This is a genomic window from Ruegeria sp. P8 (assembly GCF_056534665.1).
On sequence record NZ_JBQERC010000022.1, the window covers coordinates 1 to 24,886 of the forward strand.

At 55.4% G+C, this 24,886-nt stretch carries 28 protein-coding genes and 2 pseudogenes; 9 read left to right on the top strand and 21 right to left on the bottom strand.

All coding sequences use genetic code 11. The annotated features are described in order from the left end of the window. Positions 1-98: 98 nt before the first annotated feature. The gene (locus tag ACR0BZ_RS17890) at positions 99-944 is read right to left on the bottom strand and encodes an EamA family transporter (protein ID WP_480483616.1); all 846 of its coding nucleotides are present in this window, start codon (positions 942-944) and stop codon (positions 99-101) included. 129 nt (positions 945-1,073) lie between these two features. On the opposite strand from ACR0BZ_RS17890, the gene ACR0BZ_RS17895 reads away from it, so the two are divergent. Next, positions 1,074-1,523, top strand: a complete 450-nt coding sequence (locus ACR0BZ_RS17895) for a group II truncated hemoglobin (protein WP_480478526.1) — start codon at positions 1,074-1,076, stop codon at positions 1,521-1,523. 69 nt (positions 1,524-1,592) lie between these two features. Here the strand turns inward: ACR0BZ_RS17895 and glnT are convergent, their stop codons facing one another. The 6 genes from glnT to ACR0BZ_RS17925 form a co-directional block, all read right to left on the bottom strand. Then, positions 1,593-2,921: a type III glutamate--ammonia ligase gene (gene glnT, locus ACR0BZ_RS17900; RefSeq protein ID WP_480487932.1), complete on the bottom strand. Its 1,329-nt coding sequence runs from the start codon at positions 2,919-2,921 to the stop codon at positions 1,593-1,595. A gap of 81 nt (positions 2,922-3,002) precedes the next feature. After that, positions 3,003-4,331, bottom strand: a complete 1,329-nt coding sequence (locus ACR0BZ_RS17905; protein WP_480483619.1) for an FMN-binding glutamate synthase family protein — start codon at positions 4,329-4,331, stop codon at positions 3,003-3,005. A 20-nt stretch (positions 4,332-4,351) separates the two neighbouring features. Then, positions 4,352-5,035 carry a protein GlxC gene (locus ACR0BZ_RS17910; protein WP_480920915.1) on the bottom strand — a complete coding sequence of 228 codons (684 nt, stop codon included), beginning with the start codon at positions 5,033-5,035 and terminating at the stop codon, positions 4,352-4,354. A gap of 1 nt (position 5,036) precedes the next feature. After that, positions 5,037-5,966: a class II glutamine amidotransferase gene (locus ACR0BZ_RS17915; RefSeq protein WP_480920916.1), complete on the bottom strand. Its 930-nt coding sequence runs from the start codon at positions 5,964-5,966 to the stop codon at positions 5,037-5,039. 147 nt (positions 5,967-6,113) lie between these two features. Further along, a complete protein-coding gene (locus ACR0BZ_RS17920; RefSeq protein ID WP_480483612.1) occupies positions 6,114-6,329 on the bottom strand; it encodes a hypothetical protein in 216 nt (71 codons plus the stop codon). An 11-nt stretch (positions 6,330-6,340) separates the two neighbouring features. After that, positions 6,341-7,714, bottom strand: coding sequence for an ammonium transporter (locus ACR0BZ_RS17925; RefSeq protein ID WP_480483611.1), 1,374 nt, complete (start codon positions 7,712-7,714; stop codon positions 6,341-6,343). A 340-nt stretch (positions 7,715-8,054) separates the two neighbouring features. Here ACR0BZ_RS17925 and ACR0BZ_RS17930 point away from each other — a divergent pair, with 340 nt between their 5' ends. From ACR0BZ_RS17930 to ACR0BZ_RS17950, 5 genes are read left to right on the top strand one after another with little or no spacing between them, the layout of a single operon-like run. Further along, positions 8,055-9,200 (top strand): aminomethyl transferase family protein, encoded by a 1,146-nt coding sequence (locus ACR0BZ_RS17930; RefSeq protein WP_480483610.1) that lies wholly within the window; start codon positions 8,055-8,057, stop codon positions 9,198-9,200. 55 nt (positions 9,201-9,255) lie between these two features. Then, positions 9,256-9,852 (top strand): dimethylamine monooxygenase subunit DmmA family protein, encoded by a 597-nt coding sequence (locus tag ACR0BZ_RS17935; protein ID WP_480483609.1) that lies wholly within the window; start codon positions 9,256-9,258, stop codon positions 9,850-9,852. Next, entirely contained in the window at positions 9,849-10,811 is a 963-nt protein-coding gene (locus ACR0BZ_RS17940) for a PDR/VanB family oxidoreductase (protein ID WP_480508325.1), read from the top strand. Before ACR0BZ_RS17935 ends, ACR0BZ_RS17940 begins: the two co-directional genes overlap by 4 nt. Positions 10,812-10,824: 13 nt before the next feature. After that, positions 10,825-11,892 carry a heme-dependent oxidative N-demethylase family protein gene (locus tag ACR0BZ_RS17945; protein WP_480483607.1) on the top strand — a complete coding sequence of 356 codons (1,068 nt, stop codon included), beginning with the start codon at positions 10,825-10,827 and terminating at the stop codon, positions 11,890-11,892. A 7-nt stretch (positions 11,893-11,899) separates the two neighbouring features. Further along, the gene (locus ACR0BZ_RS17950) at positions 11,900-12,418 is read left to right on the top strand and encodes a GNAT family N-acetyltransferase (RefSeq protein ID WP_480492855.1); all 519 of its coding nucleotides are present in this window, start codon (positions 11,900-11,902) and stop codon (positions 12,416-12,418) included. Here ACR0BZ_RS17950 and ACR0BZ_RS17955 read toward each other — a convergent pair. The 7 genes and pseudogenes from ACR0BZ_RS17955 to ACR0BZ_RS17985 all read right to left on the bottom strand — a co-directional run bounded on the left by ACR0BZ_RS17955 (position 12,396) and on the right by ACR0BZ_RS17985 (position 17,439). Beyond that, complete coding sequence (locus tag ACR0BZ_RS17955) at positions 12,396-13,025, bottom strand: helix-turn-helix domain-containing protein (RefSeq protein WP_480483605.1); 630 nt, start codon at positions 13,023-13,025, stop codon at positions 12,396-12,398. The two genes, ACR0BZ_RS17950 and ACR0BZ_RS17955, sit on opposite strands and share 23 nt — an antisense overlap. Before the next feature lie 550 nt (positions 13,026-13,575). Further along, positions 13,576-13,707 (bottom strand): annotated as a pseudogene (locus ACR0BZ_RS17960) (IS481 family transposase); the annotation flags it as partial. Positions 13,708-13,977: 270 nt separating this feature from the next. Continuing rightward, positions 13,978-14,577, bottom strand: coding sequence for a short chain dehydrogenase (locus tag ACR0BZ_RS17965; RefSeq protein ID WP_480920917.1), 600 nt, complete (start codon positions 14,575-14,577; stop codon positions 13,978-13,980). After that, positions 14,574-14,936, bottom strand: coding sequence for a MerR family transcriptional regulator (locus ACR0BZ_RS17970; protein ID WP_480920918.1), 363 nt, complete (start codon positions 14,934-14,936; stop codon positions 14,574-14,576). The genes ACR0BZ_RS17965 and ACR0BZ_RS17970 overlap by 4 nt, the downstream gene beginning before the upstream one ends. Before the next feature lie 197 nt (positions 14,937-15,133). Further along, entirely contained in the window at positions 15,134-15,844 is a 711-nt protein-coding gene (locus ACR0BZ_RS17975; protein ID WP_480920919.1) for a transporter substrate-binding domain-containing protein, read from the bottom strand. Beyond that, positions 15,841-16,206 (bottom strand): MerR family transcriptional regulator, encoded by a 366-nt coding sequence (locus ACR0BZ_RS17980; RefSeq protein ID WP_480773864.1) that lies wholly within the window; start codon positions 16,204-16,206, stop codon positions 15,841-15,843. The genes ACR0BZ_RS17975 and ACR0BZ_RS17980 overlap by 4 nt, the downstream gene beginning before the upstream one ends. A gap of 321 nt (positions 16,207-16,527) precedes the next feature. Continuing rightward, entirely contained in the window at positions 16,528-17,439 is a 912-nt protein-coding gene (locus tag ACR0BZ_RS17985) for a PLP-dependent cysteine synthase family protein (RefSeq protein WP_480920920.1), read from the bottom strand. 126 nt (positions 17,440-17,565) lie between these two features. Here ACR0BZ_RS17985 and ACR0BZ_RS17990 point away from each other — a divergent pair, with 126 nt between their 5' ends. Beyond that, positions 17,566-17,943, top strand: a complete 378-nt coding sequence (locus ACR0BZ_RS17990; protein WP_480539157.1) for a winged helix-turn-helix transcriptional regulator — start codon at positions 17,566-17,568, stop codon at positions 17,941-17,943. Between the two features lie 99 nt (positions 17,944-18,042). Here the strand turns inward: ACR0BZ_RS17990 and ACR0BZ_RS17995 are convergent. Then, positions 18,043-18,194 (bottom strand): annotated as a pseudogene (locus ACR0BZ_RS17995) (IS6 family transposase); the annotation flags it as partial. A 96-nt stretch (positions 18,195-18,290) separates the two neighbouring features. Here ACR0BZ_RS17995 and ACR0BZ_RS18000 point away from each other — a divergent pair. After that, the gene (locus ACR0BZ_RS18000) at positions 18,291-18,419 is read left to right on the top strand and encodes a hypothetical protein (protein WP_480920921.1); all 129 of its coding nucleotides are present in this window, start codon (positions 18,291-18,293) and stop codon (positions 18,417-18,419) included. Between the two features lie 148 nt (positions 18,420-18,567). Here ACR0BZ_RS18000 and ACR0BZ_RS18005 read toward each other — a convergent pair whose 3' ends face one another. From ACR0BZ_RS18005 to ACR0BZ_RS18030, 6 genes are all read right to left on the bottom strand, one after another. Further along, a complete protein-coding gene (locus tag ACR0BZ_RS18005) occupies positions 18,568-19,245 on the bottom strand; it encodes an aspartate/glutamate racemase family protein (RefSeq protein WP_480920922.1) in 678 nt (225 codons plus the stop codon). Positions 19,246-19,252: 7 nt separating this feature from the next. Next, positions 19,253-19,975, bottom strand: coding sequence for an ABC transporter ATP-binding protein (locus tag ACR0BZ_RS18010; protein WP_480487946.1), 723 nt, complete (start codon positions 19,973-19,975; stop codon positions 19,253-19,255). A 3-nt stretch (positions 19,976-19,978) separates the two neighbouring features. Further along, positions 19,979-20,761, bottom strand: a complete 783-nt coding sequence (locus ACR0BZ_RS18015) for an ABC transporter ATP-binding protein (protein ID WP_480773862.1) — start codon at positions 20,759-20,761, stop codon at positions 19,979-19,981. After that, on the bottom strand, positions 20,758-21,729 hold the full coding sequence (locus ACR0BZ_RS18020) for a branched-chain amino acid ABC transporter permease (RefSeq protein WP_480483618.1): 972 nt from the start codon (positions 21,727-21,729) through the stop codon (positions 20,758-20,760). Before ACR0BZ_RS18020 ends, ACR0BZ_RS18015 begins: the two co-directional genes overlap by 4 nt. 19 nt (positions 21,730-21,748) lie before the next feature. Beyond that, positions 21,749-22,618, bottom strand: coding sequence for a branched-chain amino acid ABC transporter permease (locus tag ACR0BZ_RS18025; RefSeq protein ID WP_480483595.1), 870 nt, complete (start codon positions 22,616-22,618; stop codon positions 21,749-21,751). 97 nt (positions 22,619-22,715) lie between these two features. Then, a complete protein-coding gene (locus tag ACR0BZ_RS18030) occupies positions 22,716-23,903 on the bottom strand; it encodes an ABC transporter substrate-binding protein (protein WP_480773861.1) in 1,188 nt (395 codons plus the stop codon). Between the two features lie 153 nt (positions 23,904-24,056). Here ACR0BZ_RS18030 and ACR0BZ_RS18035 point away from each other — a divergent pair, with 153 nt between their 5' ends. Further along, positions 24,057-24,842 (top strand): GntR family transcriptional regulator, encoded by a 786-nt coding sequence (locus ACR0BZ_RS18035; protein WP_480920923.1) that lies wholly within the window; start codon positions 24,057-24,059, stop codon positions 24,840-24,842. Positions 24,843-24,886: the final 44 nt, after the last annotated feature.

Consider the following 24,886-nt stretch of genomic DNA (forward strand, 5'->3'; position numbering starts at 1 on the left):
TGCTGGCCAACACCCTCACCGCCTGCTGCCGCGCAAACAAACTCCCAGAACCAGAAGGCCTGACCGCCTGATAAACACGGGGGCCGGAGCGGGGCGTTTCAGAGTGCAAGGTACCCTATACCTGCAAATGCAACACAACACCCAAGCCACTGCTGAAGAGCCATTTTTTCCTTCAATATGGCCCAGGCCAGAACTACGGTTAACAACCCAAAAACGGATGCCGAGACCGAGGCAAATTGTGCATTGGGCAAACCACCCGCTGAGACCACGCAAAGGATGGCAACTGCATCCAGAACACCCATCACACATAACAGGGGCATCGCTTGGGGTCCGGGCCAAATTGCTTTTCCAGATGCCACAGCAACCATCCCCAGAGTCAGGATTGCCGCCAATCGGCTGACCAGCGAGACCGAGTACTCGTTGCTAAGCTCGGTTGCATATTGTCCTAGGGCAAAGGCCGCCGCGAAGCCGACGGCCGCAACCAGCGACAGCAGTATTGTTGGGCCTGTTGCCGGATACACCACCGCATCCCGTTCGGACTTGGCTGCGACCACGGAAACCCCGATGCCAATCGCAATGACGGCAAGCCAATGCAGCGGGCTGATAGTTGCACCACGCCATATGGCCAGCAACACGGACAAGACCGGGTAACTCGCGACAAGTGGCGCAACCAACCGAACCGGGCCACGCTGAAAAGCGGCATACATGCTGATACCCGCCAACAGATAAAACCCGCCCGCGGCGACAGCGGTGAACACTGCGGCACCAGAAATCGAGTCAAATGTACCCAGCGTCACCGTCAGACCAAACTGAAGCACCGCGCCCGATATCAGCACGACCATCAGCGACGCGATCACGCTGACAGACTGGCTGACATAACGTACTGCCAGATCGTGTATCCCCCAGCAAAGTGCCGCGACCAGGCCAAGCGCCAGAGCAGTCATTTTGTCATCACCATCATCGGCTTTGTTTCAATCCGCTTGAGACCATGCATACGTCAAACTGTCACTGGTATTAAACTTATTTTCCTGTTATGCAATATTATTGAAGCCAAAGGCAGTAAGAGGCAGCACATGACGTCTGCATTAGAGCAACTTGGCGGTGAGAGCCGGCTGCGCAGTCTGGTTGAGCGTTTCTATGATCGGATGGAAACGGATCCGGCAGTTTATTCCTTGCACAGGCTACACTTTCGCGGCCATGGGCTAAACCATACCAGACAGGCCCAGTTCGAGTTTCTCAGCGGTTTTCTGGGAGGGCGGGCCTATTACCGCGAACGATTTGGTCATATGGACCTGCGCGAAATTCATGCGCATGTCCCTATCCGCGAAGCTGATGCCGAGCTTTGGCTGGAGACGTTTGACGCCGCGCTGGCGGATTGCGGCATGTCCGGTCCGGTTGTCGATAGGATGCGCGTGACGTTGCGCAGGGCGGCGCTCATGCTGGTCAATGACGTACCTGACTGGCGGCTGGAGGCGGATGCGGGCGCAGATGCCCGTGACACACAGCGTGAAAAGAGCGACTAACTTCGCGTGGCCATCGCAGAAACAGGGCCGCCTATGGCGCGGCCCCGATATGCAACCCTGCAATCCGACTTAGATATCGAGCGTGTTGTCTTTTTCCCAGCGCGAGAAATGGGAAACAAAAGAGTTCCATTCCTGATGCTTCATTTTCAGGAAAGCTGACGAGAATTCGGCACCCATCATCGCCTTCAGCTCTTTGTCCTTGTCGTATTCGCGCAGCGCATCAAGCATGTTCAGGGGCAGTTTCGGTGCACCGCGTACCTTATGGCCTTCGGCATACATATCGATGTCCCAGCGCTTGCCGGGATCGGCCTTGGACCGGATACCTGACAGCCCGGCCGCGATGATGACGGCCTGTAGCAGGTAGGGGTTGGTTGCGCCATCGGGCAAGCGCAACTCGAAACGTCCGGGGCCGGGAACGCGCACCATGTGCGTGCGGTTGTTGCCGGTCCACGTCACCGTGTTTGGCGCCCAGGTTGCACCGGACATCGTCCGCGGCGCGTTGATGCGTTTGTAGCTGTTCACTGTGGGGTTGGTGATCGCCGCCAGTGCCGAGGCGTGCTTCATGATCCCGCCGAGGAAGTGCTTGCCGCGTTCTCCCAGACCAACCTCGCCGGTGGGGCCGTCACCCTCTCCTGCGAATACATTGGTTTTAGCGGCATCACCCGGCGCATCCCAGACCGAGATATGGGCGTGGCAGCCATTGCCGGTCAGCCCTTCGACCGGTTTCGGCATGAATGTTGCCCGTAGCCCGTGTTTTTCCGCGATCGATTTTGCCATGAACTTGAAGAAGGAATGCTTGTCTGCTGTGCGCAGGACATCATCGAATTCCCAGTTCATCTCGAACTGGCCGTTGGCATCCTCGTGGTCGTTCTGGTACGGGCCCCAGCCCAGTTCCAGCATGTAGTCGCAAATTTCGCGCACCACATCATAACGGCGCATCACGGCCTGTTGGTCATAGCAGGGCTTTTCGGCTGTATCGAACGGATCACTGATCTGTTCGCCATCCGGGGTCATCAAAAAGAACTCGGCCTCGATCCCGGTTTTGACATGCATGCCCTCGCTTGCCGCTTCGTCGATCAGGCGGCGCAGAACATTGCGCGGGGCTTGCGCGACGTCCTTGCCTTCCATCACACAGTTGCCCGCAACCCATGCCACCTCTGGTTTCCAGGGCAGTTGGATGACGGAAGTCGGGTCCGGAACCGCCAGCATGTCGGGATGCGCCGGTGTCATGTCGAGCCAGGTAGCGAAACCGGCAAAACCAGCGCCATCTTCCTGCATCTCGGCAATGGCCTGCGCTGGCACCAGTTTGGCCCGCTGTCCACCAAACAGATCGGTGAACGAGATCATGAAGTATTTGACGCCTTTTTCTTTTGCGAAAGCTGCGAGATCTATCGTCACGATTGCTTTCCTTTCCCTGTTGAATTTTCGGTTTTCAAAGCAAGAACGCGGCCCCCATTCAGGAGGCCGCGTCGCATATGTTCAGAACCCTTCCTTGCCCGGGTACCAACTGGTTCCCGCTAAGGGCACCCGCGCCATCGCGGCGGCCTCCATAGTCAGGGCACACAGGTCCTCCGGCTCGAGGTTGTGCAGGTGGTTGTGACCGCAGGCGCGCGCAATGGTCTGCGCCTCTAACGTCATGACCTTCAGGTAGTTGCGCAGCCTGCGACCCGCTTCGACGGGGTTCAAGCGCGCGGCAAGCTCTGGGTCCTGCGTTGTGATGCCAGCGGGGTCGCGCCCTTCGTGCCAGTCATCATAGGCCCCTGTGGTCGTGCCCAGTTTCTGATACTCGGATTCCCATTTGGGATCGTTGTCGCCAAGGGCCACCAGAGCGGCGGTGCCAATGGCGACCGCATCGGCCCCAAGCGCCAATGCTTTGGCCACATCTGCACCTGTTCGTATGCCACCCGAAATGACCAACTGAACTTCACGATGCACACCCAGATCCTGCAACGCCTGCACGGCGGGGCGGATACAGGCCAGTGTGGGCAAGCCAACATGTTCGATGAACACATCCTGCGTGGCAGCTGTGCCACCCTGCATCCCGTCCATGACCACGACATCAGCCCCGGCCTTTACCGCCAGTGCAGTATCATAATAGGGGCGCGTCGCGCCGACCTTGACATAGATCGGCACCTGCCAACCGGTGATTTCGCGCAACTCAAGGATCTTGATCTCCAGATCGTCCGGCCCGGTCCAGTCCGGATGGCGACAGGCCGAACGCTGGTCGATGCCTTTGGGCAGGGTCCGCATTTCGGCCACACGGTCGCTGATCTTCTGACCCAGAAGCATCCCGCCACCGCCGGGTTTAGCGCCTTGCCCGACCACGACTTCAATCGCATCCGCCTTACGCAAATCATTCGGGTTCATGCCGTAGCGCGAGGGCAGATACTGGTAGACCAGCTTGGATGAATGACCCCGTTCTTCCGGGGTCATGCCGCCATCACCGGTTGTGGTCGACGTGCCCGCAGCAGATGCGCCACGGCCCAGAGCCTCTTTGGCGGGACCAGACAACGCGCCGAAACTCATACCCGCGATGGTGATCGGAATGTCCAACTTGATCGGATTTTTCGCAAAACGTGTGCCTAGCGTTACCGAGGTATCGCAGCGTTCGCGATATCCTTCCAGCGGATAGCGCGAGATGGATGCGCCCAAAAACAGCAAATCGTCGAAATGAGGGACCCTGCGCTTTGCGCCACCTCCGCGAATATCATAGATGCCTGTCGCGGCTGCGCGTCGGATCTCGGCATTGATGGGGTTGGAGAACGTCGCCGACTGGATCGGCAGGGTTCGGGGGATCTGATCGTCCATATCTTTCATACCCTTCTTCCTCAGTATGCGGCGGCGTTGTCGATGTCGAAATTGTACAGCTGCCGTGCCGAGCCGTAGCGTTTGAACTCTTCCGGTTTGGCATCACAGCCCGCTCGGTCCAGCAGGTCTTTCAGTATCTCCAGATGTTCGGGACGCATTTCCTTCTCGATACAATCGGCACCAAGACTTTTGACCGAGCCGCGCACGAACAGCCGCGCCTCGTAGAGTGAATCCCCCAGCGCATCGCCTGCGTTTCCGCAGACCACCAGGTTTCCGGCTTGCGCCATGAAAGCGGACATGTGGCCGATATTGCCGTGCACGACGATGTCGATGCCTTTCATCGAAATGCCGCAGCGCGAGCTTGCATTGCCCTTGATCACCAGCAATCCGCCATGGCCGGTCGCGCCGGCATATTGGCTGGCGTCACCATCGACGATGACCTGACCGGACATCATGTTCTCTGCAACACCCGGCCCGACGGACCCTTCTACCTTGATAGTTGCCTGCTGGTTCATCCCCGCGCAGTAATACCCGGTCGATCCCTTGACCGTCACTTCGATCGGCGCATCCAGCCCAACGGCAATTGCATGGCTGCCCTTGGGATTTACAATTTCCCAACGGGTCTGGTTGGTCTCAGAATTTTGTGCCTGCAAGCAAGAGTTCAATCCGCGCAGCCCTTCTGCCTCTAGATCATAGGTCTGCATATCAGGCGGCCTTTTCGTGGGTTGTGGGGCTGTCGTTGTGCGACCAGAAATAAACGGTGGACGGTTCAGGTTCCCAAACTCGGGCATCTTCGATGCCGGGCAGGTTCACCAGGGCGCGATACTCGCTGCCAAAAGCCACATACTGATCGGTTTCAGCCATCACGGCTGGTTTGCACGCGATCGGATCACGCACGACGCCAAAGCCGTCCTTGGTTCCCACGACAAAAGTGAAGAAACCGTCCAGATCATCAATGCTGGATTCCAGAGCCTCGCCCAAGGTGGCACCATTCATCATCTTCCAGGTCAGGTAGGCTGCGCCAACTTCGGTGTCGTTCTCTGTCTGGATCGTTACACCCGCGCGGCGCAGCTTGCGGCGCAACGAGTTATGGTTGGACAGCGACCCGTTATGGACCAGACATTGGTCGGACCCTGTATTGAACGGGTGGGCACCCATTGTGGTCACCGCGGATTCCGTCGCCATGCGGGTGTGTCCGATGCCATGCGTGCCGCTCATTCCGCTGAGGTTAAAACGCTCAGCAACATCCTTCGGCAGGCCGACTTCCTTGTAGATTTCAAGGCTGTCGCCACGGCTCATCACCCGGACCGACGGGCGGATCTCAGCCAGAGCGGCGCGTGCAGCTTCGAACTGACCGGCGGGAACTTCCAAAACGGCATGTGTGTCGTTGTTTCTTTGACCAACAGATGTGCCCAAGCTTTTGCCCAACTCGTCCGCAAGGTCGACAAAATCGGTTTCGGGGTTGGGGGACTGAACCGTAATCTTGGTTTTACCCGCCGATTCTGCGCCATAAATCGCAATACCGGCACTGTCGGGGCCACGATCTGTCATCGTGATCAGCATGTCTGTCAGCATATTGCCCAGTTGAGGAGCAAGGGACTGATCTTTGAGGAATAATCCAACAATTCCGCACATGGCTGGCAGATCTCCTTGTGTGTTTCGTTATGATTCGACGGTACCAATTATTCTGCAGGATATCAATAACGGTAGGAAAGTTTTTTTCCTGTCAGGCAATGGACGCATTCATTGATCTTGCGCCCATTGCCGGTTCTCAAAACCGGATCAATAACGATCCAGCTGTGCTTTTACTCTGTCTTCGTCTCCTGCGTGGCGGGCTTTTTCAAGATGCTCGCCCTCGCGGACAAATTGGATACGGTGCCAGCCGATCCAGAAGACGACGCCGATGATGACCATCAGAATTTCGTACCCCTGGAAGGGATAGACCGGGCCGACTTCGGCAAGATCAACGGCCCAACTTGTATATCCGATTGTAGACATAACGTTCTCCTCTATTTCGCGGCTGCGCCGCGGGCGGCCAGCTCTTCTTTGTCAGCCGCGATAATCGCTGCTTTGGCATCTTCGTAGGCATGGTGTTCGGCGTAATCGAGGCCCTGAAGCTCAACCTCTTCCGGTATGCGAAGAACACCGGCAGCCGCTTGCAACTTGGCCACGATCCAACCAGGCATGAAACCCAGAACAAAGAACATGATGACTGCACCGGTGACCTGTCCGACCGGATTGATCGTCGCATATCCTTCGTAAGGCGAAGACGGGACACCCCACAGGACAAACCCAGCAATGATGAGGCCAATAACACCTGAGTACCCGTGCACTGCAACCGCCCCGACAGCATCATCCAGCTTGAACCGGCGTTCGACCCAGTAGTGCAGCTTGTAGACAATCACGACACCGATCGCGCCGATGATCATCGCCTGGATCGGGTGGTACAGGTCATTCCCTGCGGATGCTGTGATAACACCGGCCAGCCCGCCCGAGAACGTCCAGAAGGCATCGCCTTTTGAAACCACATACGCCGCCATCAATCCACCAGACAGAGACATCAGGAAATTGAAGGTAATCGCCGAGAGAGTCGTCGGAGCCAGATAGATGTTTGTTGCCGTCCAGGTCACGCCAGTGATCTGCCCGTCAATCGCCTCGGGAGAGATCACCGGAACGTTGCAGGCAGCGTAGAAACCCCAGAAGCCGGTGTAGATCAGGAAAATCCCGATCGTCAGCATCCACGGATTGTGAGGTGGAATATCCCGAGGAGTTCCGTCCTTAGCAAACTTGCCAAGGCGAGGACCCAGAACCATGATCACACCAAGCGCATACCCACCCGCGATCGCGTGAATAACGCCGGATGCATAGGCATCATGATACCCCAGAACACGCACCATCCAGCCGGCATAGTGCCAACCCCATGCGGCATCGATGATCCAGAAGACCGACCCGATCAGCACCGCATGTACCCAAAGGGCAGAAGATCTGATCCGCTCGATCACCGAGCCGGAAACGATCGAGGCCGCGGTCCACGAAAACAGCAAGAATGCGGCCCAGAAGACCCCTGTGATTCTGTCGCCAAGGTTGGTGGCCATTGTGTCGGCCCAAGGCAGATTCGCGGCACCCGCTTCTGCATCCAGACCGCCCCAGAACGGAAAGTTTGGAAAGGCCCAATAGATCCACCATCCAAAGAAGAAGAACGTGACCGTCACCAGCGGGATGATCATGATGTTTTTCATCAATGTGTGCATGTGGTTACGCGCTCGGCTTGCGCCGACCTCGTACATGCAAAAGCCCACATGGATGAGGAACATGAAGACGACCGTTACCCAGTAATAAAACTCGGTAAAGACCGTCGTGAGTGCGTTTAGATTACCATCCACTTCGTAGTCTCCCTGTTGTTGCAGCAGGAGGTCCGCCCGCGCAGAATTTCCTGCTGGGAATATTTATCTACTCAGAGGACATTTTCATTTGCGACCTGTCAATAGATATGTGGGGCAAACACCTTTTAGGCCTGTCCGCGACCTACGCTTTGACACATCAAAAACGGACCTAAGCATATGATAAATAATCAACAAATTTCGCTCTCAAGGATGTTTCCTGGGTGCAAAAATTGCAGGCAAATATTCCCAACAGGAAAAAATTCTGCACTCAGGTGTTGATTTTCAATCCAACATCGGCCTCAATGTGGCCAACAAAAACGATCAACGGGAGACCTGAACCATGGCCATTCTTTGGAGGACGTCGGCCCTTGCGCAGCGCCATGCCGAGATCGGCGGCGAGCTTGAGGACTGGAACGGAATGGGGACCGCTTGGTTCTATGACCACAGCCCTGACCGTGCCAAGGCGGACTACGAAGCCATCCGCACCAAAGCTGGTCTTATGGATGTATCCGGCCTGAAAAAGGTTCATGTGGTTGGCGAGGATGCCGCCTATGTTATTGATCGCGTCACCACGCGGAATGTGGAAAAGATCATGCCGGGCCGATCGACCTATGCCTCGATCCTGAATGCTGAAGGCAAGTTTGTTGATGACTGCATCATCTATCGTCTGTCGGTGAACACGTGGTTGGTGGTGCATGGCACCGGAACAGGCATGGAGCAGCTGACATCGGTGGCGGCAGGCAAGAACTGCTCGGTCATTTTTGACGACGACATGCATGATATGTCGCTGCAAGGGCCAGTCGCCGTTGACTTCCTGGCAAAGCATATCCCCGGCATTCGTGACCTGGCTTATTTCGGTATCATGCAGACCAAGCTTTATGGGTGCCCGGTGATGGTTTCGCGGACCGGGTATACCGGTGAGCGTGGGTACGAGATTTTCTGTCAGGCCAAACATGCTGTGCATCTGTGGGACAGCATTCTGGCTGACGGCAAGGACATGGGCATCGTACCGGTCCAGTTCTCGACACTCGATCTGCTGCGCACCGAAAGTTACCTGCTGTTCTATCCGGGCGATAATTCGGAAACCTATCCGTTCGATGGTGAGACGTGTGGCGATACGCTGTGGGAACTGGGTCTGGATTTCACTGTCTCGCCCGGCAAGACCGGCTTTATCGGCGCCGAGAACCATTATGCCTCGAAGGGCAAGGAACGGTTCAAGATCTATGGCGTCAAGCTGGAAGGCACGACACCGGCGAATGAGGGCGCGGACCTGCTGCAGAACGGTGAAAAGGTCGGTGTTGTCACCTTTGGCATGTATTCCGAAATCAACGGGCATAACGTGGGTATCGCGCGGATGCCGGTTGCCTGCGCATCGCCCGGAACCAAGCTGACGGTGCGCAACGGAGATGGAACGGAAATAGCGGCGACTGCGGAGGAGATGCCGTTCTACGATCAGGATAAATCGATCAGAACCGCAAAGGGCTGAGTTTCAGGGGGCGCGACGGGCATACCGTGGCGCCCTTTTCCTATTTGAGGGTACAATGTCAAAGTTCGAATTTCCCAAGTCAATCACAAGCCGACCGATCTGGGGCACGCTGGAGGCTCGGCAGGGCGACCATCATCTCATGATCGCCGAAGCCGAAGGCGCCGAAGCCGTTCTCGACATAGCGACGCCTGATCTGATGGCCAAAACGCACCTGATCTATATCCCCAAAGGGACGGACTACTCGGAAAGGTTGCAGGCGCTGAACCCCGCGCAGTTCTACGAAGGACCTTCCTATGCGGCCGCGCTGCAACGCATCCGCCGCGTACTGGAGGACGCGCATATGGGACTGCAGGTCTATCTGAGCGGTACTGAGGGCATGATGGGCCAGGCCATGAACGAGGTGACAGCAGTCGGCCTGCCACACACGGCAATACAGACCGAGCATCGCGGTTCAGTTGCACGCCGGATGCAATGTGTGCACTGCAAAGGCATCACCGAAGATGTCGAGGTTGATCCATTTGTCTGCTCGCATTGCGGGCTGAATCTGTTCGTGCGCGATCACTACTCCCGCCGGCTTGCCGCCTATCAGGGTGTCCGCGTCGACGCCGAAGATCATGGCAACGTGCCCGAGCCGAAAGGGATTTACGAATGAGCGGTGCCGAGAAAATTCAGGTCAAAGTGACCGAAATCACCCCGCTGAATGAACTGGTGACGCGGTTCCGGTTCGAACGCATCGATGGCGGTCAGTTGCCAACATTTTCCGGCGGAGCGCATACCGTTGTCGAAATGAAGGATGGCGGCATCACACGGCTTAATCCTTATTCCCTAATGTCCGACCCGTTTGATCAGTCATCCTATACGATCTCGGTCCGGCGTGATGATGAAGGCAGGGGCGGCTCGTTGTTCATGCACCGTCAGGTCAAGCTGGGTGATGAAATGACCATCAGCTACCCGGTCAACTTGTTCTCGCTTGACTTGCGCGCCCGCAAACACCTGTTTCTGGCCGGTGGCATTGGCATCACGCCATTTCTGGCGCAGATCAAGCAACTCGAACTGCTGCACGGGCACTGGGAACTGCATTACGCGTGCCGCAACACGGCATTGGCGTCTTATGCCGAGCAACTGACAGACAGGCATCCGAATGAAACCCATCTGTATTACGACGACCAAAACCAGCAGATTGATCTGAAAAACCTGCTGAGCGGGCAACCCTTGGGAACGCATGTTTATGTCTGCGGTCCCAAGGGCATGATTGATTGGGTGCGCAACACCGCCGCTGCCGAAGGCTGGCCCGAGGATTGCGTCCATTACGAAGAGTTTCTGGCACCGCGACCCGGCAAACCGTTCGAAGTGCGGTTGGCCACATCGGACAAGGTTATTCATGTGGGCGAGAATGAAAGCCTGCTGGAGGCGATCGAACGTGAAGGGGTGGATGCACCGTATCTGTGCCGCGGCGGGGCCTGTGGCCAATGCGAAACAGTTGTGCTGGATCATGATGGCAATTTCGTTCACCGCGACCACTGGCTGACCGATGAGGAAAAGGCAGCGGGCAAGAAAATCATGCCCTGTGTATCGCGTTTCGAGGGCAAGTCCCTCGTGCTGGACCGCTGAGAGGAGGCCCAACATGACCATTCAATTCAACGACGAGTCCTTCCGCGACGATTATACGTTTCATAACTCGGACTGGGCGATAAATCGCTTTCCGTTTCCGTTCCACGAAGACAGCTACATGTATTCGGTCAACATGGAACAGCATCGCGGCGGGCCCGAAGGGTCAGTCTATGAAAAGCGGTTCGATGTGGACGAACATTACGTTTCGGAAATGAAAGACCGCGCCATCGTTCTGGATCAGGACCCGCTGCGTTGCCAGTCTTTGCCACACATGACATTGGCGGGTTGGGACATTCTGGAACTGATTATGGTTTGCAAGTCCGAGGATTACCCGGATCTGTTTGAACTGCACCGCAACGGCAACCAGTGGCGCTGGATCAACAAACCATTGGGGATTGATCACAGCTTTACCTTCATGGATGAAACCACCCTGCCCTGCGGGCCGATGGAATATATCACCCGTCAGGCCCAGGGTGACTATGCGGTGCTTGATCAACGTGACGACATGCTGTGGATGGATGCCGGAATGGTGACCACCCAGGCCGACTGGAGCCTGGATTTCGACATTGGCATGAACTTTTTCGAATGGCACGCCCCGGTACCACTGGCCCACGAGATGGGTATCTTTCAGCGTGCGCTGAAATTCTTGCTGAGTATTCAGCAGGGCGCACCCGCACGCCGCCTGAACTGGACCATGACGGTCAACCCGCTTTTGGATACCAGCCCGGAGAACTACCATAAATGGGGTATTCAGAAAACCACACTGACACCGGAGAATATTGGCCAAAAACAACATCTTCGGGTCGAGTTGCAGACATTCTTCCGACTACCGCGTTCAAACGCGCTGTTATTCCCAATCCGCTGTTATCTGTGTAGTTTTCAGGATCTGATGACTGTACCGAAATGGGGTCGTCGCCTGCATCGTGTTGTTCGTGATCTGCCAGTGGAACTGGCAACCTACAAAGGGTTCATCGACAACCGGCCGCTGATGCTGGACTATCTCAGCCAGTTCGACGACGGGTTGCCCACCTCGCCCGGGATCTGGCCGGATCTGGAAACGGAACCCCCCTTGTCAAAGTAAACCGGCAATGTCAGGTGTCTTGGCTGTTATGACTGATCCAGACAGAACACCGTGGCTCATCCCGAGCGATGACTTCGCTCTGTATGACGCTCTGGCGCTGCTGCGCGAGTCCTTTCGGTATATGGATGCTCGGATCGATCCTCCGTCGTCCATCCATCGTCTGAACGTGGACGGAATGCTTGCGCATTGTCAGAGTGGCGGAGAAATCTGGGCCATCGGCCGACCGCTTTTCGCCTGCATGTTTCTAACGCCCAAGCCCGACAGCTTGTACCTTGGAAAGCTGGCAGTGAAGGACGGATTGCGGGGACAAGGTATTTGCCGGTCCTTGGTGGATCATGCTGCAATCCGCGCAGCGCAGCTTGGCCTACCCGCGCTGGAACTGCAAACGCGCGTGGAGCTCACTGAAAACCATCGCATATTTTCCAGGCTTGGGTTCACGATTGTCAGCACGGGCAGCCATGAGGGATATGACAGACCCACAGATTTCCTGCTACGCAAGCCGATCAGTTTGTCTGCGGATAGCTGATCACTGAAAGATAGCGTGCCGGCAGATTGACCAACCGTTCCGGGCCGTGGGGTGCGTCGGCGTCAAAGAACAGGGTATCGCCGGGCTTCAGGGGATAAATCTGGTCCCCGTGGCGATAGTCTACCTCGCCTTCAAGCATGTAAATAGTCTCAATTCCGCCATGTTGGAACGTCGGGAACACATCGGATTCAGCAGTCAGCGTGATCAGGTAAGGTTCCACGATTACACCTGATCCATTGGCGCCGATATGCCCAAGCAGGTTGTACTGATGGTTGGCGCGAGTTCCCTCGCGCTCCAGTTCGACCCCTTCGCCAGCTTTCGTATGAACCGCTTCGCGGCGTTCTTCAAACTGGCGGAAAAAGCTAGTCAGAGGAACCGAGAGCGCATCCGCCAGCAATTGCAGGGTTGTCAGAGAAGGTGACGTGTTGCCGTTTTCGATCTTCGACAACATGCCGATTGACAACCCAGTTAGCTGAGCCAGGTCTGCAACCGTGATGTTCTGCTGTTTACGAAACGCTCGAACCTCGCGACCAATGGCGACTTCGAGAACTTTTTCCCTGTCACCCGAACGAACCGAATGCGGGTCCTGACTCAGATTTATCGCCATGTCTTTGTCTTTTTTTTTCAATTTCACTCTTTCAACGTCTTGCTACACTTGTCCAAACCGGTTCTGCAACCAGGCGCGGTGCAATAGCCCATCCAATTCGGACCACAATAGCACCAAGCTTTCCTGATAGTAAAATAATCATGCTGACAGAGAATATGAGCACACTGTTCAATCGCAGGAACCGTTCCGCTGCACGCAGGTGTTTTGCCAAAACGCTGGACTGCCAGGTTTCACTGCATCAATCTGAAATCTCGGCTAAATCGACCCAGCGATTTACTTGGGTCGATTTCAGTACTGCGCCACAGAATCGCATTTCGTAGCGACCGTCTTCAAATGTCGCCAGTTGCGTAAAGTGCGACATGCTGCCTGTCGTCAGGGAATTTGGGACAGTTGGCCGCCTGAACTAAGAGAGGGTCAGGCTCACCTGGTTGTTTTGATTATGCGGCGGATATGAGGTGGTGCAAATGCCGGGTTTCGATTGTCTTTTGTTTGGTCCTTCCTCGTTGTCTTAGTATGGTCTGCCCGCGTCCGAAGTAGACATCGGCCAGGGTTAGGTGTTCAGTTTCGGCATCTGGTGGATTGGGTTCAGGATGGATCGATCTGGTTGTGATGCCCAGATTTTGCAGATGTATTAATATGGTGCGAGTCCGCTGAGCGTCTTCAGTCTGAGGGCAAAGTTGTAGGGGTCAATTGCGGAAGAGTGTGGAATCCAACGCTAAGAAAACAATGACGCCATTGCGGGACGGGGCGAAATGACACTCTGAGCGATTTCGTGTTGCGCGCGCTCACAACACCTGTATGCCGCAGGGACGGAAATTTCGGCGCCGCGGTGCAGCGCGGAGACCGGCCATTCATCGACTGCGCAGCAATTTTCGGACACCCAATTTACGAGTCGCGGACGAGAGTCCTATTTCGCTGCGGTTGCACCAACGTCCGGTCGCACGACGGGTTTCTAGTCAACGATCACCACCTGTCCTGTGAAAGCACCCTCGACACATTTCGCATATGCCAATCCAACATGATGGGATGAAACCGGTTTGTGGCCGTGAAACCATGCGCCGTAACGTGGCGCGGACACGTCCAACATGCCCGGACTGACAACATTGACTCTCAACCCGCGCGGCATCTCGATTGCAGCGCTCTTTACGAAGCCTGCCAATGCTCCGTTAGCGGTTGCCGCATTTGAACCCATTCTGATCGGATCGCGATCAAGAACACCGCTTGTCAGAGTGAAGGAACCTGCATCCGAAATGACATCCAGCCCAGCCAGGACAAGGTTCACTTGCGCCATAACCTTTTGCTGAAGACCCACCATGAAGGTCACTTGGGTCATCTGCGGCAACGGGGCAAAGGTCGCGTCGCCTGCACAGGACACCACAGCATCGAAATTGCCGAGGCTTTCATACAGTGATTTCACCGCGTTTAAGTCACTTGAATCGACCCGATGGTCCCCACTTGAACGCCCCACTGTGACGATTTCATGCCTTTGCCGAAGCTCCTTGCAGGCAGCTTGTCCAATATCACCACCTGCTCCGACCACGATAATTCTCATGCCTGATCCTTCAATATCTCATCATAGCGTTTCAGTTTTCGATTTAGGATCACGCGGCATCGGTCCAGATCGGCCTGTCGATCTTCCAAGCGGCGGCTATGTGCCAAAAGGGCAGCTTTGCGCTCAGAGACTTTGCCGACGCCGGATGCGTAAAGCTCCGCAAAAGCCCGCATTTCTGCCAAAGGCATACCTGTCGAACGAAGGGACGCCAGTAACTCTAACCAGTCGGCATCTGTCTTCGAGAATTTGCGCTTGCCATCCGTGCCGCGTTGGACGAATGGACACAACCCCGATTTCTCATAGAAACGAATTGTTGAAACGCTGAGTCCGGTGCGTTCTGCAACTTCTGAAATCATCATGCGATCTGATCCTCTCGCCCAAGTCCCTACCTACCTGAAGCTACTTCAGGTCAAGCAACTTCTGCAGAAACTCTCAAAAGCCGCCATTCTCGCATCGCGCAGCTTCGGCCACTCTGGCTCGCTGCAAAGCGCTTGGGCAGTATCGATGCGGACAGACAGGACTTGGCGCGCCGCGGCCAAGGTCAGCTTTCGACGTATCAGGCAGCCACCATATCAACTTCGGCAGCCGAGAAACCAAAAGAAGCGACCATGTTCCGATGTGCATCGGTCCCAAGGAATTGCGAAAGAACTGCATCGACATCGTTCCGCAGGTCTGTGTCGTTCAAACCAAACGCGAATGACCCGAACGCAGGAGGTTTTTCTGAGTTTGGCACAAGGATCAGTTCCAGGTCCCATTCCGGGTTCTGCTCGATAAATCCACCGTGCGCTCGACCCACGCTGGCATAGGCATCGGCGGTGCCTTCACAAACAGCTTGTGCGGCCTCGGCATATGTTTCGAAAATCATGATGCGCTCTGCGCTGACGCCAAATTCAATCGCCGAGCGATGCTGAAACTGGTCCCGGATAACCGCCAAACGGATATCAGAATTGTCGGCAACCGATCGATATCCGCTCAAACCCATCTGATTGCCCCCAGCCACCAGGAGCCCGTCGGGTAGCGCCCAGATCGGGCGGCTGAACAATGCGCTCTTCCTGCGTTCTTCCGTTCCAAAAAGACCAGTCGTCATGCACCATCGGCCATCCCCGACCCCGGGCAAGAGTTCAGCAAATTCCGTTTCTACCGTTTCAAAACCGGCAATGCCAAGTTGCGCCAATACATACCGCGCGAGTTCAACGTCACAGCCGGTGACGAGGCCTGTTGCATCGATGTAGTTGAACGGCGGTTCGATCAGGTAGGCAAACTTCATGGGTCATCCTCTTTGGTGTCCGGGCCATAGCTGGCGATCTTGATGGCGAGGATACTTTCGCACTTTTCGAGAGTAGCGCGTTTGGCTTTTAGCGTTGACGCGTGGCCCAACAGGATTTGTCGCCGTTCTTCGATACCTGCATCGCCCACTTTGGCAAGAGTCGTGAACCGACGCATTTGCTTGAGTGGCATGCCGGTTTCGCGCAGCCAATAGAGCAGAGTCAGCCACTCGACCAAACGAGGCGTAAACCGACGATGTCCATCGGTGCCACGCTCGATCTCTGGCAGCATTCCCGACTTCTCGTAGAACCTTATAGTATGTGCGGATAGCCCACAGGCTTCCGCCGCTTCAGCAATTCTCATCTTCGCAAATGTTCCTCTGACCTCTGGGTAGCGAGTTAGAGCCACTCTAAGTCAATAGCGACTTTTGAAAAGCCGGCATTCGTGCAGAGTGCGGCATCTGTCAAACTGGGCTCTGGGCGGTCATCGAAGGCGGAGCAGCATCTGAATTAAGAGAGATCTGTGGAGCCATCGAGGACGGCCCAAACCAATCTCTCAGCGCAACCCCATACTCTGCGTTCGCTGCCCGAAATTCGGACATTCGCTGCAGGCACGAAAGGTAGGATCACCGCTAGGTCAGCAGCGCGAACAAAGCTGACATCGACAATTCGTGTTTGAGACCCACTACCGATGCAAGTCTCCGTTCAAGTAGCGCAGACCGGTGTCGATGATCACGGTCACTACGGTTTTGCCCGGTCCAAGTTCCTTGGCCTTTTTCAGGGCCGCCCAGATGTTTGCACCTGACGTCACACCGCCAAGCAAACCTTCCTGGCCAGCGAGCGCCCGGGCCCCCCTATAGGCGTCTTCATCCTTCACTGGAATAACATCATCGATGAGGTCCCTGCGCAGGATCTTCGGCACGAAGGATAAGCCTATCCCCTCGAGCTTGTGCGTACCACTGGTGTCACCTCCTGAGAGGTTGCGCACGTAGTAGGGCTCCACGGCGACAATTTCGGTGTTGGGATTGTGCGTCTTCAAGACCTCGGCATTGCCCGAAATACAACCGCCACCGCCCGCAGCCATGACGAAGGCATGTACGGGAGTGTTTACTTGGCTCAGAATTTCCTGAGCCATATCGTGATACCCCAGCTTGTTATCTATGTTGTTCACCTGATCCGGCCAAAACGTGCCCGGTTCCCCGGCCAGTTCTTTTGCGCGCACGATCATCCGGTCGAGTACATCCGCAGTCAGCACGCCGCCCTCGGCGTGGACAATTTCCACTTCCGCGCCGAACGCTCTCATCGTTTGTAGCTTTTCCTCGGAGAACCCGTTTGAAGACACAAAGTAGGCCTTATACCCGCGAGTGGCACAGACCATCGCCAGCGAGCTTCCGGTGCTGCCACCAGTGTACTCGACAACGCGCCCACCGGGCTTCAACTCTCCGCGCCGTTCGGCCCCTTCGATCATCGACAAGGCCATGCGGTCTTTCATACTGCCCGTTGGGTTGGCCCCTTCCCACTTCACAAAGATGTCGGCGTGATCGGGTCCTGTCAGATGGGACAGTTTGATGAGTGGGGTATTGCCGATGGTGGTCATTTTGGAGCCTTTCGCGGACTGTCATCACCAGTGGCTTCCATAAATTAAGTCACAATCAGAGTCAAACTTCCATTTTTTAAGTAACTGCGCTAAGTTCAACAAATTGACAGCTAACATGAGGACGGAATGACCCAAACAGAGCATGAGTTTCGTTCCCGATGCTCGATTGCGCGCAGCCTTGAGATCCTTGGTGACAAATGGACCCTGCTGGTGGTGCGAGACCTGTTGTGGCACGGAAAACATACATTCCAGGAATTGCAGAACAGTGAGGAACACCTGCCCCCAAACCTTCTGTCTCAACGACTAAAGCGGTTGATGGAGTGGGGGCTTGTGGAGCGGGAGGCCTATCAGGTCAGGCCTGTGCGCTATCGTTACATGCTTACCGACCGGGGGCGAGCGTTAGAGCCAACCTTGTTGGGGATCATGAACTGGGGGCACTTGCACTTAGGGGGAGGACTGTTCGACCCAACGCTTGGCAAGACAGTGGCTGGAAGATCGGTCTGAGTTTCCAAACACATTCGTCCTGGGTTCGTAGCAGACCTGGGAGCATGCGCAGCATCACCCCTACCCTTTTTAGTTGGTCATACTCGGCCCTTACTTCACAACCCACCTTTTGAGAGTGGCACGGTCCAACGTACGCCGCGTTCAGCCATGATCTCTTCCAAATCACGATAGGACACCGTGTACCGCAGATAGAAGTACGCAGCGTACAAAACTACATCCTTGGGGAAATGACAGCCCTTCAATGAGATCATACTCAAACAATCTGTTCGAAAACTATTCGACGAGAACAAACCGAGGATCACGCATGCGCGTCAACTAGATCCCAGAGTTTGCGACACATCCTCGGCATGTCCGAAGCAGAATATCAACGGCTTCTGGATCTGAACAGCGAATGGCGTTTCGGCAACAACTATCTGCTGACCATTCTCCTGGAACACTTAGACGATGCTGTGGACAGGAGGCTTGGAGCACCGTGATGGCGGACTTCATCGAGGAATACGGTCAGCCGGAAAGCGGCAGATTGCGTTAGCTGACGATGAGGCCCGTCCGATAGTGTTGAAAAACTCTGATTTTGCCCAAAAGTGGTGGAATAGTTGGCCGTAGAGAGCCAGTCGAAGACCCCGGCTAGGCGTAAGAACACAGCTTCGACGTCGTCAATCTGGATTTGACCAAGGCTTCGGCAAAGGTGACGGCACAGGCAACACCATCAACAACTGGTAAACCAAACTCCTCGGATAATTGTGACATCAAGTCTGTCATTCCGGCACAACCCAGAACGATGGCTTCAGCTTTGTCCTCGTCAATGGCGGCGCGAATTTCAGCCCGTATCTTATCTATTGTCGCCGGATCATTTTCCTCAAGCTTCAGAACCGGCACGTCCGATGCCCGAACGCGGGCGCATCTGCGATCCAGGCCATATTTCAACAAATTGGTTTCCAACCCAGCCAGAGATCGGGACAGCGTAGTAATGACGCTGAATTTTGGACTGATCATGGAGGCCGCGTGATAGGCGGCCTCACCAACACCAACGACCGGAGCCGAGGTGATGCAACGTACAGCGTCGACGCCTGTGTCATCGAAACAGGCCACTACGATGCCATCCACATCCGGATGCTGCTTGACCACATCCAACAAGCCCGGAACACAAGTAGAGGCATCCAGATAGCCCTGTATGCTGGCGGGACCGTCTTGCGAAGTGGCAGCAATAATCATGGTTTCAGGATGCGCAGCCGCCCGCGCTGCCTCTTCTATCTTTCGCGTCATGGAACTGGTGGTGTTGGGATTGACGACTAGAAGTTTCACAACGTCCTCACATTTCTCCGCCCAGATAGGCGGCTTTGATCCGGGGATCGGTCAACAGCTCTTTGGAATTGCCCGAGATCACCACATTTCCAGTGGTTAGTGCGTAGGCACGGTGCGAAATCGAAAGCGCCATGCGCGAGTTCTGTTCGACCAGCAGCACAGACACACCTTCGTCCCGGTTGATAGCTACAATAGACCGCGCAATGTCTTGCACCAGTTTGGGCGCAATTCCCAACGACGGCTCATCCAGCAACAGAAGGCGTGGCTTTGCCATCAGAGCGCGCCCGATCACCATCATCTGCTGCTCGCCACCCGACAAGGTTCCTGCCGACTGGCTGTAGCGCTCTTTCAGACGCGGAAACCGTTCCAGAACCGAATCCAGAGTGCGCTGAACATCCGCTTTGTCCGAGCGGGTAAACGCCCCCATCAGAAGATTGTCTTTTACCGACATGTACGGGAAGACGCGCCGCCCTTCGGGCACCATAGCGATGCCTTTCGAGACGATCTCGGCCGGATTGGTTCCGGCAATCTGTTCGCCCTCGAACGCAACCGAACCGGATTTGATCTTCGCCAGCCCAGTGATCGCCCGCAGGATCGAGCTTTTGCCTGCCCCATTGGCACCGATCAGAGCAACCGTTTCGCCTTGCTCAAGATCTATTGATACCCCTTTAAGGGCATAGACGTGATCGTAGTAAAGCTCGACATCCTTGAAATCTAACATCTTGGTCATGGCTCAGATCCCAATCTCGTCGTCGGCGCTGCCCAGATAGGCTTCGATAACTTTTTCGTTGTTCTGGACTTCTACCGGTGTGCCCTCGGCGATCATCTCACCGAAGTTCAGCACGACGATCCGGTCCGAGATATTCATCACCGCAGGCATGTCATGTTCTACCAGTAGAACGGTCACCCCCCGGTCATCTCGCACCTTGCGCACCAGATTGACCATTTTCATGGTCTCGTCATGGTTCATCCCGGCGAAGGGTTCATCCAGCAGCAACACTTTGGGATCGGTCGCCAGACCAATCGCGATCCCCAACGCCCGCAGGTTGCCCTGCGGCAGGTTTGAGGCCTGTTCGTTGGCGATCTCGGTCATGCCGAGGAATTCGATCAGATCGTCGGCATATTGCCCGAAGCTGTCGACATCTTCATGCGCCGTTTTTGTGCCCCAGAAATACCCGGCCAACGAAGCACGGGCCCTTAAGTGCTGAGCGACGATGATGCTTTCGCGCACTGTCATGGATTTGAAGATCGTCGTTTCCTGAAACGTACGGACAATGCCTTTGCGGGCCACTGCGTGTGGTTTCAGGTTTGAAATTCTCTCGCCCTTGAACAGCACCTCTCCGGTCGTGGTCGGCAGGAAGGATGAGATCATCTTGAACAGTGTGCTTTTGCCCGCACCGTTCGGTCCGATCACCGACAGGATCTCGTTTTCATTGACGTTGAACGAGATGTTGCTGTTCGCGGTCAGGCCACCGAATTTCTTGGTGACATGGCGGACTTCCAGAAGATGGCTCATTTGTCCTCTCCTTTCTTGCCAGGCAGACGCAGGCTGAGCAGCCCGTTGGGCAGGAACAGCATCAGGATGATCAGCAAGCTGGAATAGGCCAGCAGCTGGAAACGACCCAACTCGAACAACAGGTCCCAGCCAAAATACAGGACCAGCGTGCCCAACATCGGGCCAAACACATATCCCAGACCACCGAGGAAGCAATTCAGCATGAAGTTCACACTGTCGGCGACCTGAAAGCTGGACGGATAAACCGATTGCGCGATCGATCCGAACATCGCACCGCCAATGCCGCCCAGAAAGGACGAGATGGCAAAGACGATGACCCGGATATACGAGATGTTCACACCTATGGAGCTGGCCAGTTCCTCATTCTGCTGCATCGAGCGGCAAAGGTGGCCAAGGCGCGAATTCACCAGCCGGTACATGGCGGCAAAGGTCAGGACCATCAGAACACAGGCGGTGTAGTAGAAGGCCAGTCTTGGGTTCTCCAGTGTTCCGAAATCGGGTATCAGAGGGATACCCAGGATCGACACCCCGCCCGGAAGCGGGATCGAGGTGATGCCCTTGGCACCATTCGTGACAGGCAAGGCAAGCGCAGTCAGGGTGACGACCTGTGTCAGCACCAGCGAGATCATTGCAAAATACACGCCCCGCAGCCGCAGGATCGGCAGACCGATCAGAACCGCCACACCGGCTGCAAAGAGGCCCGCAAGCGGCAGGGACAGCCAGAACGAAATGCCAGCCTTGGTCACCAGAATGGCCGAGACATAAGCTCCGATCAGGGCAAAGGCGCCCTGCCCTATGTTAATGCGACCGATATAGAAGGTCAGCCAGACACCGGCACTGGCGATCGACAGCAGCGCTACCGAGGTCAGCGTGTAGTACAGGTCAGACCGTCCGGAGGCGGCGACAAAGCTGGGAACCGCGATGAAGATGGCCAGCAGGAAGACCGCCACACCGGCCCATTGGATCATTGAAAATTTTGGCACTGCGTTATCCCCACGGTTTGCCCATCAGGCCCTGCGGGCGGATGGCCAGGAAAATCATCAGCGAGACGAAGATCAGCAGATAGGTGATATCGCCATATTGCGAGAGCACCGCTAAACCGATGGCTTCCATGAAGCCAAGGATGATACCGCCTGCGATTGCGCCGGAAATCACACCTGCGCCGCCGATCATGACCATCATGAAAGCCTTGATTGAGGTCGGTCCGCCCATACCCAGATTGACGCCGGTAATAGTCACGAGCAGACCGCCGACCAGACCAGCCAGCATTGCGCCCAATGCAAATCCAATCATGGAGTAGCGAGCAACATTGACTCCCATCAGTTGGGCAGCGGTTCTGTCCTGCGCCAGCGCACGCAGGGCGCGGCCGGTTTTGGAATACTGCATAAACAGGATGAAAGTGACGATCGACAGAATAGCCAGCACGCAGATCAAAATACGGTCATATGGCATGATCAACTTGAAATCCCAGTTGAAAACCCCGTTGACGATCTTGGGCACACCGCGCTGTTTTTCTCCAAAGACCAGCAGGATGACCGCGTCAAACAGAAACGCCAGTCCCGCCGCCAGCAGCATTGTGCTTTCTTCGCGCGATGACCGTCGTATGACTGGGGCGAACAGAAACCGTTCTATCAGCGCGCCGAGCACGGCCAGAGTGATACAGGACGCCAGCAGCGCAAGGATGAAAGGCCAGCCAAGTTGTCCGTAGAAGGTGTAGGTCACAAAGCCGCCGAGAACGTACATCTGTCCGTGAGCAAAATTCAGTACGTTCATCAGGGCAAAGATCAGCGTCAGACCCAAGGCGATCATCGCATATTGCGCGCCCAGATAGATGCCGTTTGCTAGTATCTGTTCCATGATAGTCCCGCGTTAGGTTCGGGTTTCCCGGGCCGATCATCAGCCCGGGAGTTTGAGTGGCTCGTTAGGCTTTCGCCTTGTCGTGGGGAGTTCTGCCTCAGTCGACTTCAGCGACAAAGAGTGTTTCAAACTGTCCGTCCTGGTAGACATTCACTACCAGCGGGACCGCAATCTGACGCTTTTGTCCGAAGGAGGTTGTTCCGACGTACCGCATTACGGCGTCGCCCTTCATGAAAGGGTTCGGTGCTTCGAACGTGTCCATCGTGGTCTGGAACGCCTTGACGTCGTCAATGCCCGCCGGGTTGGCGTTCAGAGTCGCCAGAATATACTCCAGCGCATAGACCTTGGTATTCGATTCATCGTTATATTCGCCGAACATGTCAGTGTAACGCTTGACGAATTCCTTCATTTCGTCCGATGCGATTTCAGGCGTCGATGCACCGCCGACCGAGATGAACCCGTTGGCCAGATCGCCCGCACCTTCGCGCAGAACCGTCGCATCCTGCGCGGTCTCGGTCGAGATGATGCCCTGATACCCCAGTTCGCGCGCAGACCGGATCAACTGAGGTGCATTGGCCGGCGAGACGCCGGACAGAACCAGCAAATCAGGCTGCGTGCGCATTACAGGCGTCAGAACCGGGGTAAAATCTGTCGTGTCCACCTGATACGTCACGTTGTCAGACACAACTTCAAGACCCAGCGCATTTGCCGCTGCGATCCCTCCATCCCGCTGGCTCAGCGGATCAGACTCGTTGGCAGCAACAAAGGCCACGCTCTTTACGCCTTTTTCGTCGCGCAGGTATTCGTAAATCGCCGGGCCGGATTGATAGTTCGCAACCATGCCCAAAACCGCATTGGACGCCGGAGCGGTATAAAGCTCTTTCGGGAAGGCATATGGGAAATACATAATCCCTTTTGCTTCGGCAACTGGGCGCACGGCGGCTGCGCCGTCATCCACGTTAGGACCAACCACATAGTGGATCCCTTCCTGTGCCATCTTCTCCATGCCTGCGATTGCGCGCTTGGGGTCTTTCTGGTCATCGAACGAGACGATTTCGATGTCGTATGTGGTATCGCCAATCTTGTAGCCCCCGGATTCGTTGATCCAGTCAGCCCGCGCCTCCATCGAGCGCTGGTTCGAGATGCCCCAGGCCGCTGCCGGACCTGAAGTCACACCAACAAAGCCAATCTTAAGAACCGGGTTTTCCGCCCAGGCGGTGGAGCCCAGAACGGATATGGCCATCGCCAGGGCCGCCGATGATTTCATCAGATTTCTGCGTTTCATTGTTTCCTCCCTATTGAGGTTTGGGCGCCTCTTTTGTGCGCTTGCAAAGGTTATTGAGTCACAGGTCGAATCCCGGTGATGTTGTTAAACTCAGCATTGTTAACAATCTATGTCAACATTTTTAATCAACGGCAGTGTTGATATTGTGAACAAATGCTCAATATATTGTCATTCGGAAGCCGTGCGTCTAATAAAAACGAACATGAATTCCAGCCAAATCGGAACAAGATGACAGACGCCCAACAAAAACTCGACACCGTCCAATATGATCCGGATGAGCAATTGATCGTCGATCGAATTTATTCCGCGGTTATGGAACAGAAGCTGGCTCCACGAACCAAATTGAGTGAACAAACCTTATGTGAGACCTTTGGCGTTGGTCGCATGCGCGTCCGCCGCGCGTTGTTGTTATTGAGCAGCCAAGGCATTGTTGAACTTCATTCCAACCGCGGTGCCTTTATAGCCTGTCCAAGCCCTGACGAAGCTCGAGAGGTTTTTGAGGCCCGCTTGATGATTGAGTCTGGCATCGTACGTACACTAGCACATGAAAACGGCAGCCTGGGAATCGACGCATTACGGACACATGTCAAAGAAGAAGATAAGGCTCGGGCAGCTAATGATCGAACCGAGATTATTCGGCTCTCAGGTGAGTTTCATGTGGAGCTGGCCAAATGCCACAACAATACGGTACTCACACGCATTGTCCGCGAGCTGGTAACCCGGTCGTCTCTGATCGTGGCATTGTTCGGAACCAACAGAGACTCTTCGTGCCCCGATGATGAGCACGCTTCGATCATTAATGCGATCTTGAGTGGTGATCCAAAATCCGCGGAAGACAACATCCAACACCATCTCCTTCACGTAAAAAACAGTCTGGATCTGGAACAAACCCGAAAGGTTGAACCCGATCTGGCTAAGATACTCACCGGGCGCATGTAATTGGATCTGTTGCAAACTTTTGGAATGACTAGAGTAGCAACTAA

Bases quoted from the DNA above. Each gene is read 5' to 3' on its own strand.
- ACR0BZ_RS17920 (WP_480483612.1), bottom strand. From the start codon at position 6,329: ATGTCTACAATCGGATATACAAGTTGGGCCGTTGATCTTGCCGAAGTC.
- ACR0BZ_RS17890 (WP_480483616.1), bottom strand. From the start codon at position 944: ATGACTGCTCTGGCGCTTGGCCTGGTCGCGGCACTTTGCTGGGGGATA.
- ACR0BZ_RS18020 (WP_480483618.1), bottom strand. From the start codon at position 21,729: ATGATCCAATGGGCCGGTGTGGCGGTCTTCCTGCTGGCCATCTTCATC.
- ACR0BZ_RS18035 (WP_480920923.1), top strand. From the start codon at position 24,057: ATGCTCAATATATTGTCATTCGGAAGCCGTGCGTCTAATAAAAACGAA.
- ACR0BZ_RS18030 (WP_480773861.1), bottom strand. From the start codon at position 23,903: ATGAAACGCAGAAATCTGATGAAATCATCGGCGGCCCTGGCGATGGCC.
- ACR0BZ_RS17955 (WP_480483605.1), bottom strand. From the start codon at position 13,025: ATGGCGATAAATCTGAGTCAGGACCCGCATTCGGTTCGTTCGGGTGAC.
- ACR0BZ_RS17940 (WP_480508325.1), top strand. From the start codon at position 9,849: ATGAGCGGTGCCGAGAAAATTCAGGTCAAAGTGACCGAAATCACCCCG.
- ACR0BZ_RS17985 (WP_480920920.1), bottom strand. From the start codon at position 17,439: ATGACCACCATCGGCAATACCCCACTCATCAAACTGTCCCATCTGACA.
- ACR0BZ_RS17950 (WP_480492855.1), top strand. From the start codon at position 11,900: ATGTCAGGTGTCTTGGCTGTTATGACTGATCCAGACAGAACACCGTGG.
- ACR0BZ_RS18000 (WP_480920921.1), top strand. From the start codon at position 18,291: ATGTCCGAAGCAGAATATCAACGGCTTCTGGATCTGAACAGCGAATGG.
- ACR0BZ_RS17895 (WP_480478526.1), top strand. From the start codon at position 1,074: ATGACGTCTGCATTAGAGCAACTTGGCGGTGAGAGCCGGCTGCGCAGT.
- ACR0BZ_RS17980 (WP_480773864.1), bottom strand. From the start codon at position 16,206: ATGAGAATTGCTGAAGCGGCGGAAGCCTGTGGGCTATCCGCACATACT.
- ACR0BZ_RS17970 (WP_480920918.1), bottom strand. From the start codon at position 14,936: ATGATGATTTCAGAAGTTGCAGAACGCACCGGACTCAGCGTTTCAACA.
- ACR0BZ_RS17905 (WP_480483619.1), bottom strand. From the start codon at position 4,331: ATGGACGATCAGATCCCCCGAACCCTGCCGATCCAGTCGGCGACGTTC.
- ACR0BZ_RS17915 (WP_480920916.1), bottom strand. From the start codon at position 5,966: ATGTGCGGAATTGTTGGATTATTCCTCAAAGATCAGTCCCTTGCTCCT.
- ACR0BZ_RS18015 (WP_480773862.1), bottom strand. From the start codon at position 20,761: ATGAGCCATCTTCTGGAAGTCCGCCATGTCACCAAGAAATTCGGTGGC.
- ACR0BZ_RS17975 (WP_480920919.1), bottom strand. From the start codon at position 15,844: ATGAAGTTTGCCTACCTGATCGAACCGCCGTTCAACTACATCGATGCA.
- ACR0BZ_RS17935 (WP_480483609.1), top strand. From the start codon at position 9,256: ATGTCAAAGTTCGAATTTCCCAAGTCAATCACAAGCCGACCGATCTGG.
- ACR0BZ_RS18025 (WP_480483595.1), bottom strand. From the start codon at position 22,618: ATGGAACAGATACTAGCAAACGGCATCTATCTGGGCGCGCAATATGCG.
- ACR0BZ_RS17990 (WP_480539157.1), top strand. From the start codon at position 17,566: ATGACCCAAACAGAGCATGAGTTTCGTTCCCGATGCTCGATTGCGCGC.
- ACR0BZ_RS17930 (WP_480483610.1), top strand. From the start codon at position 8,055: ATGGCCATTCTTTGGAGGACGTCGGCCCTTGCGCAGCGCCATGCCGAG.
- ACR0BZ_RS17965 (WP_480920917.1), bottom strand. From the start codon at position 14,577: ATGAGAATTATCGTGGTCGGAGCAGGTGGTGATATTGGACAAGCTGCC.
- ACR0BZ_RS18010 (WP_480487946.1), bottom strand. From the start codon at position 19,975: ATGACCAAGATGTTAGATTTCAAGGATGTCGAGCTTTACTACGATCAC.
- ACR0BZ_RS17945 (WP_480483607.1), top strand. From the start codon at position 10,825: ATGACCATTCAATTCAACGACGAGTCCTTCCGCGACGATTATACGTTT.
- ACR0BZ_RS17910 (WP_480920915.1), bottom strand. From the start codon at position 5,035: ATGCAGACCTATGATCTAGAGGCAGAAGGGCTGCGCGGATTGAACTCT.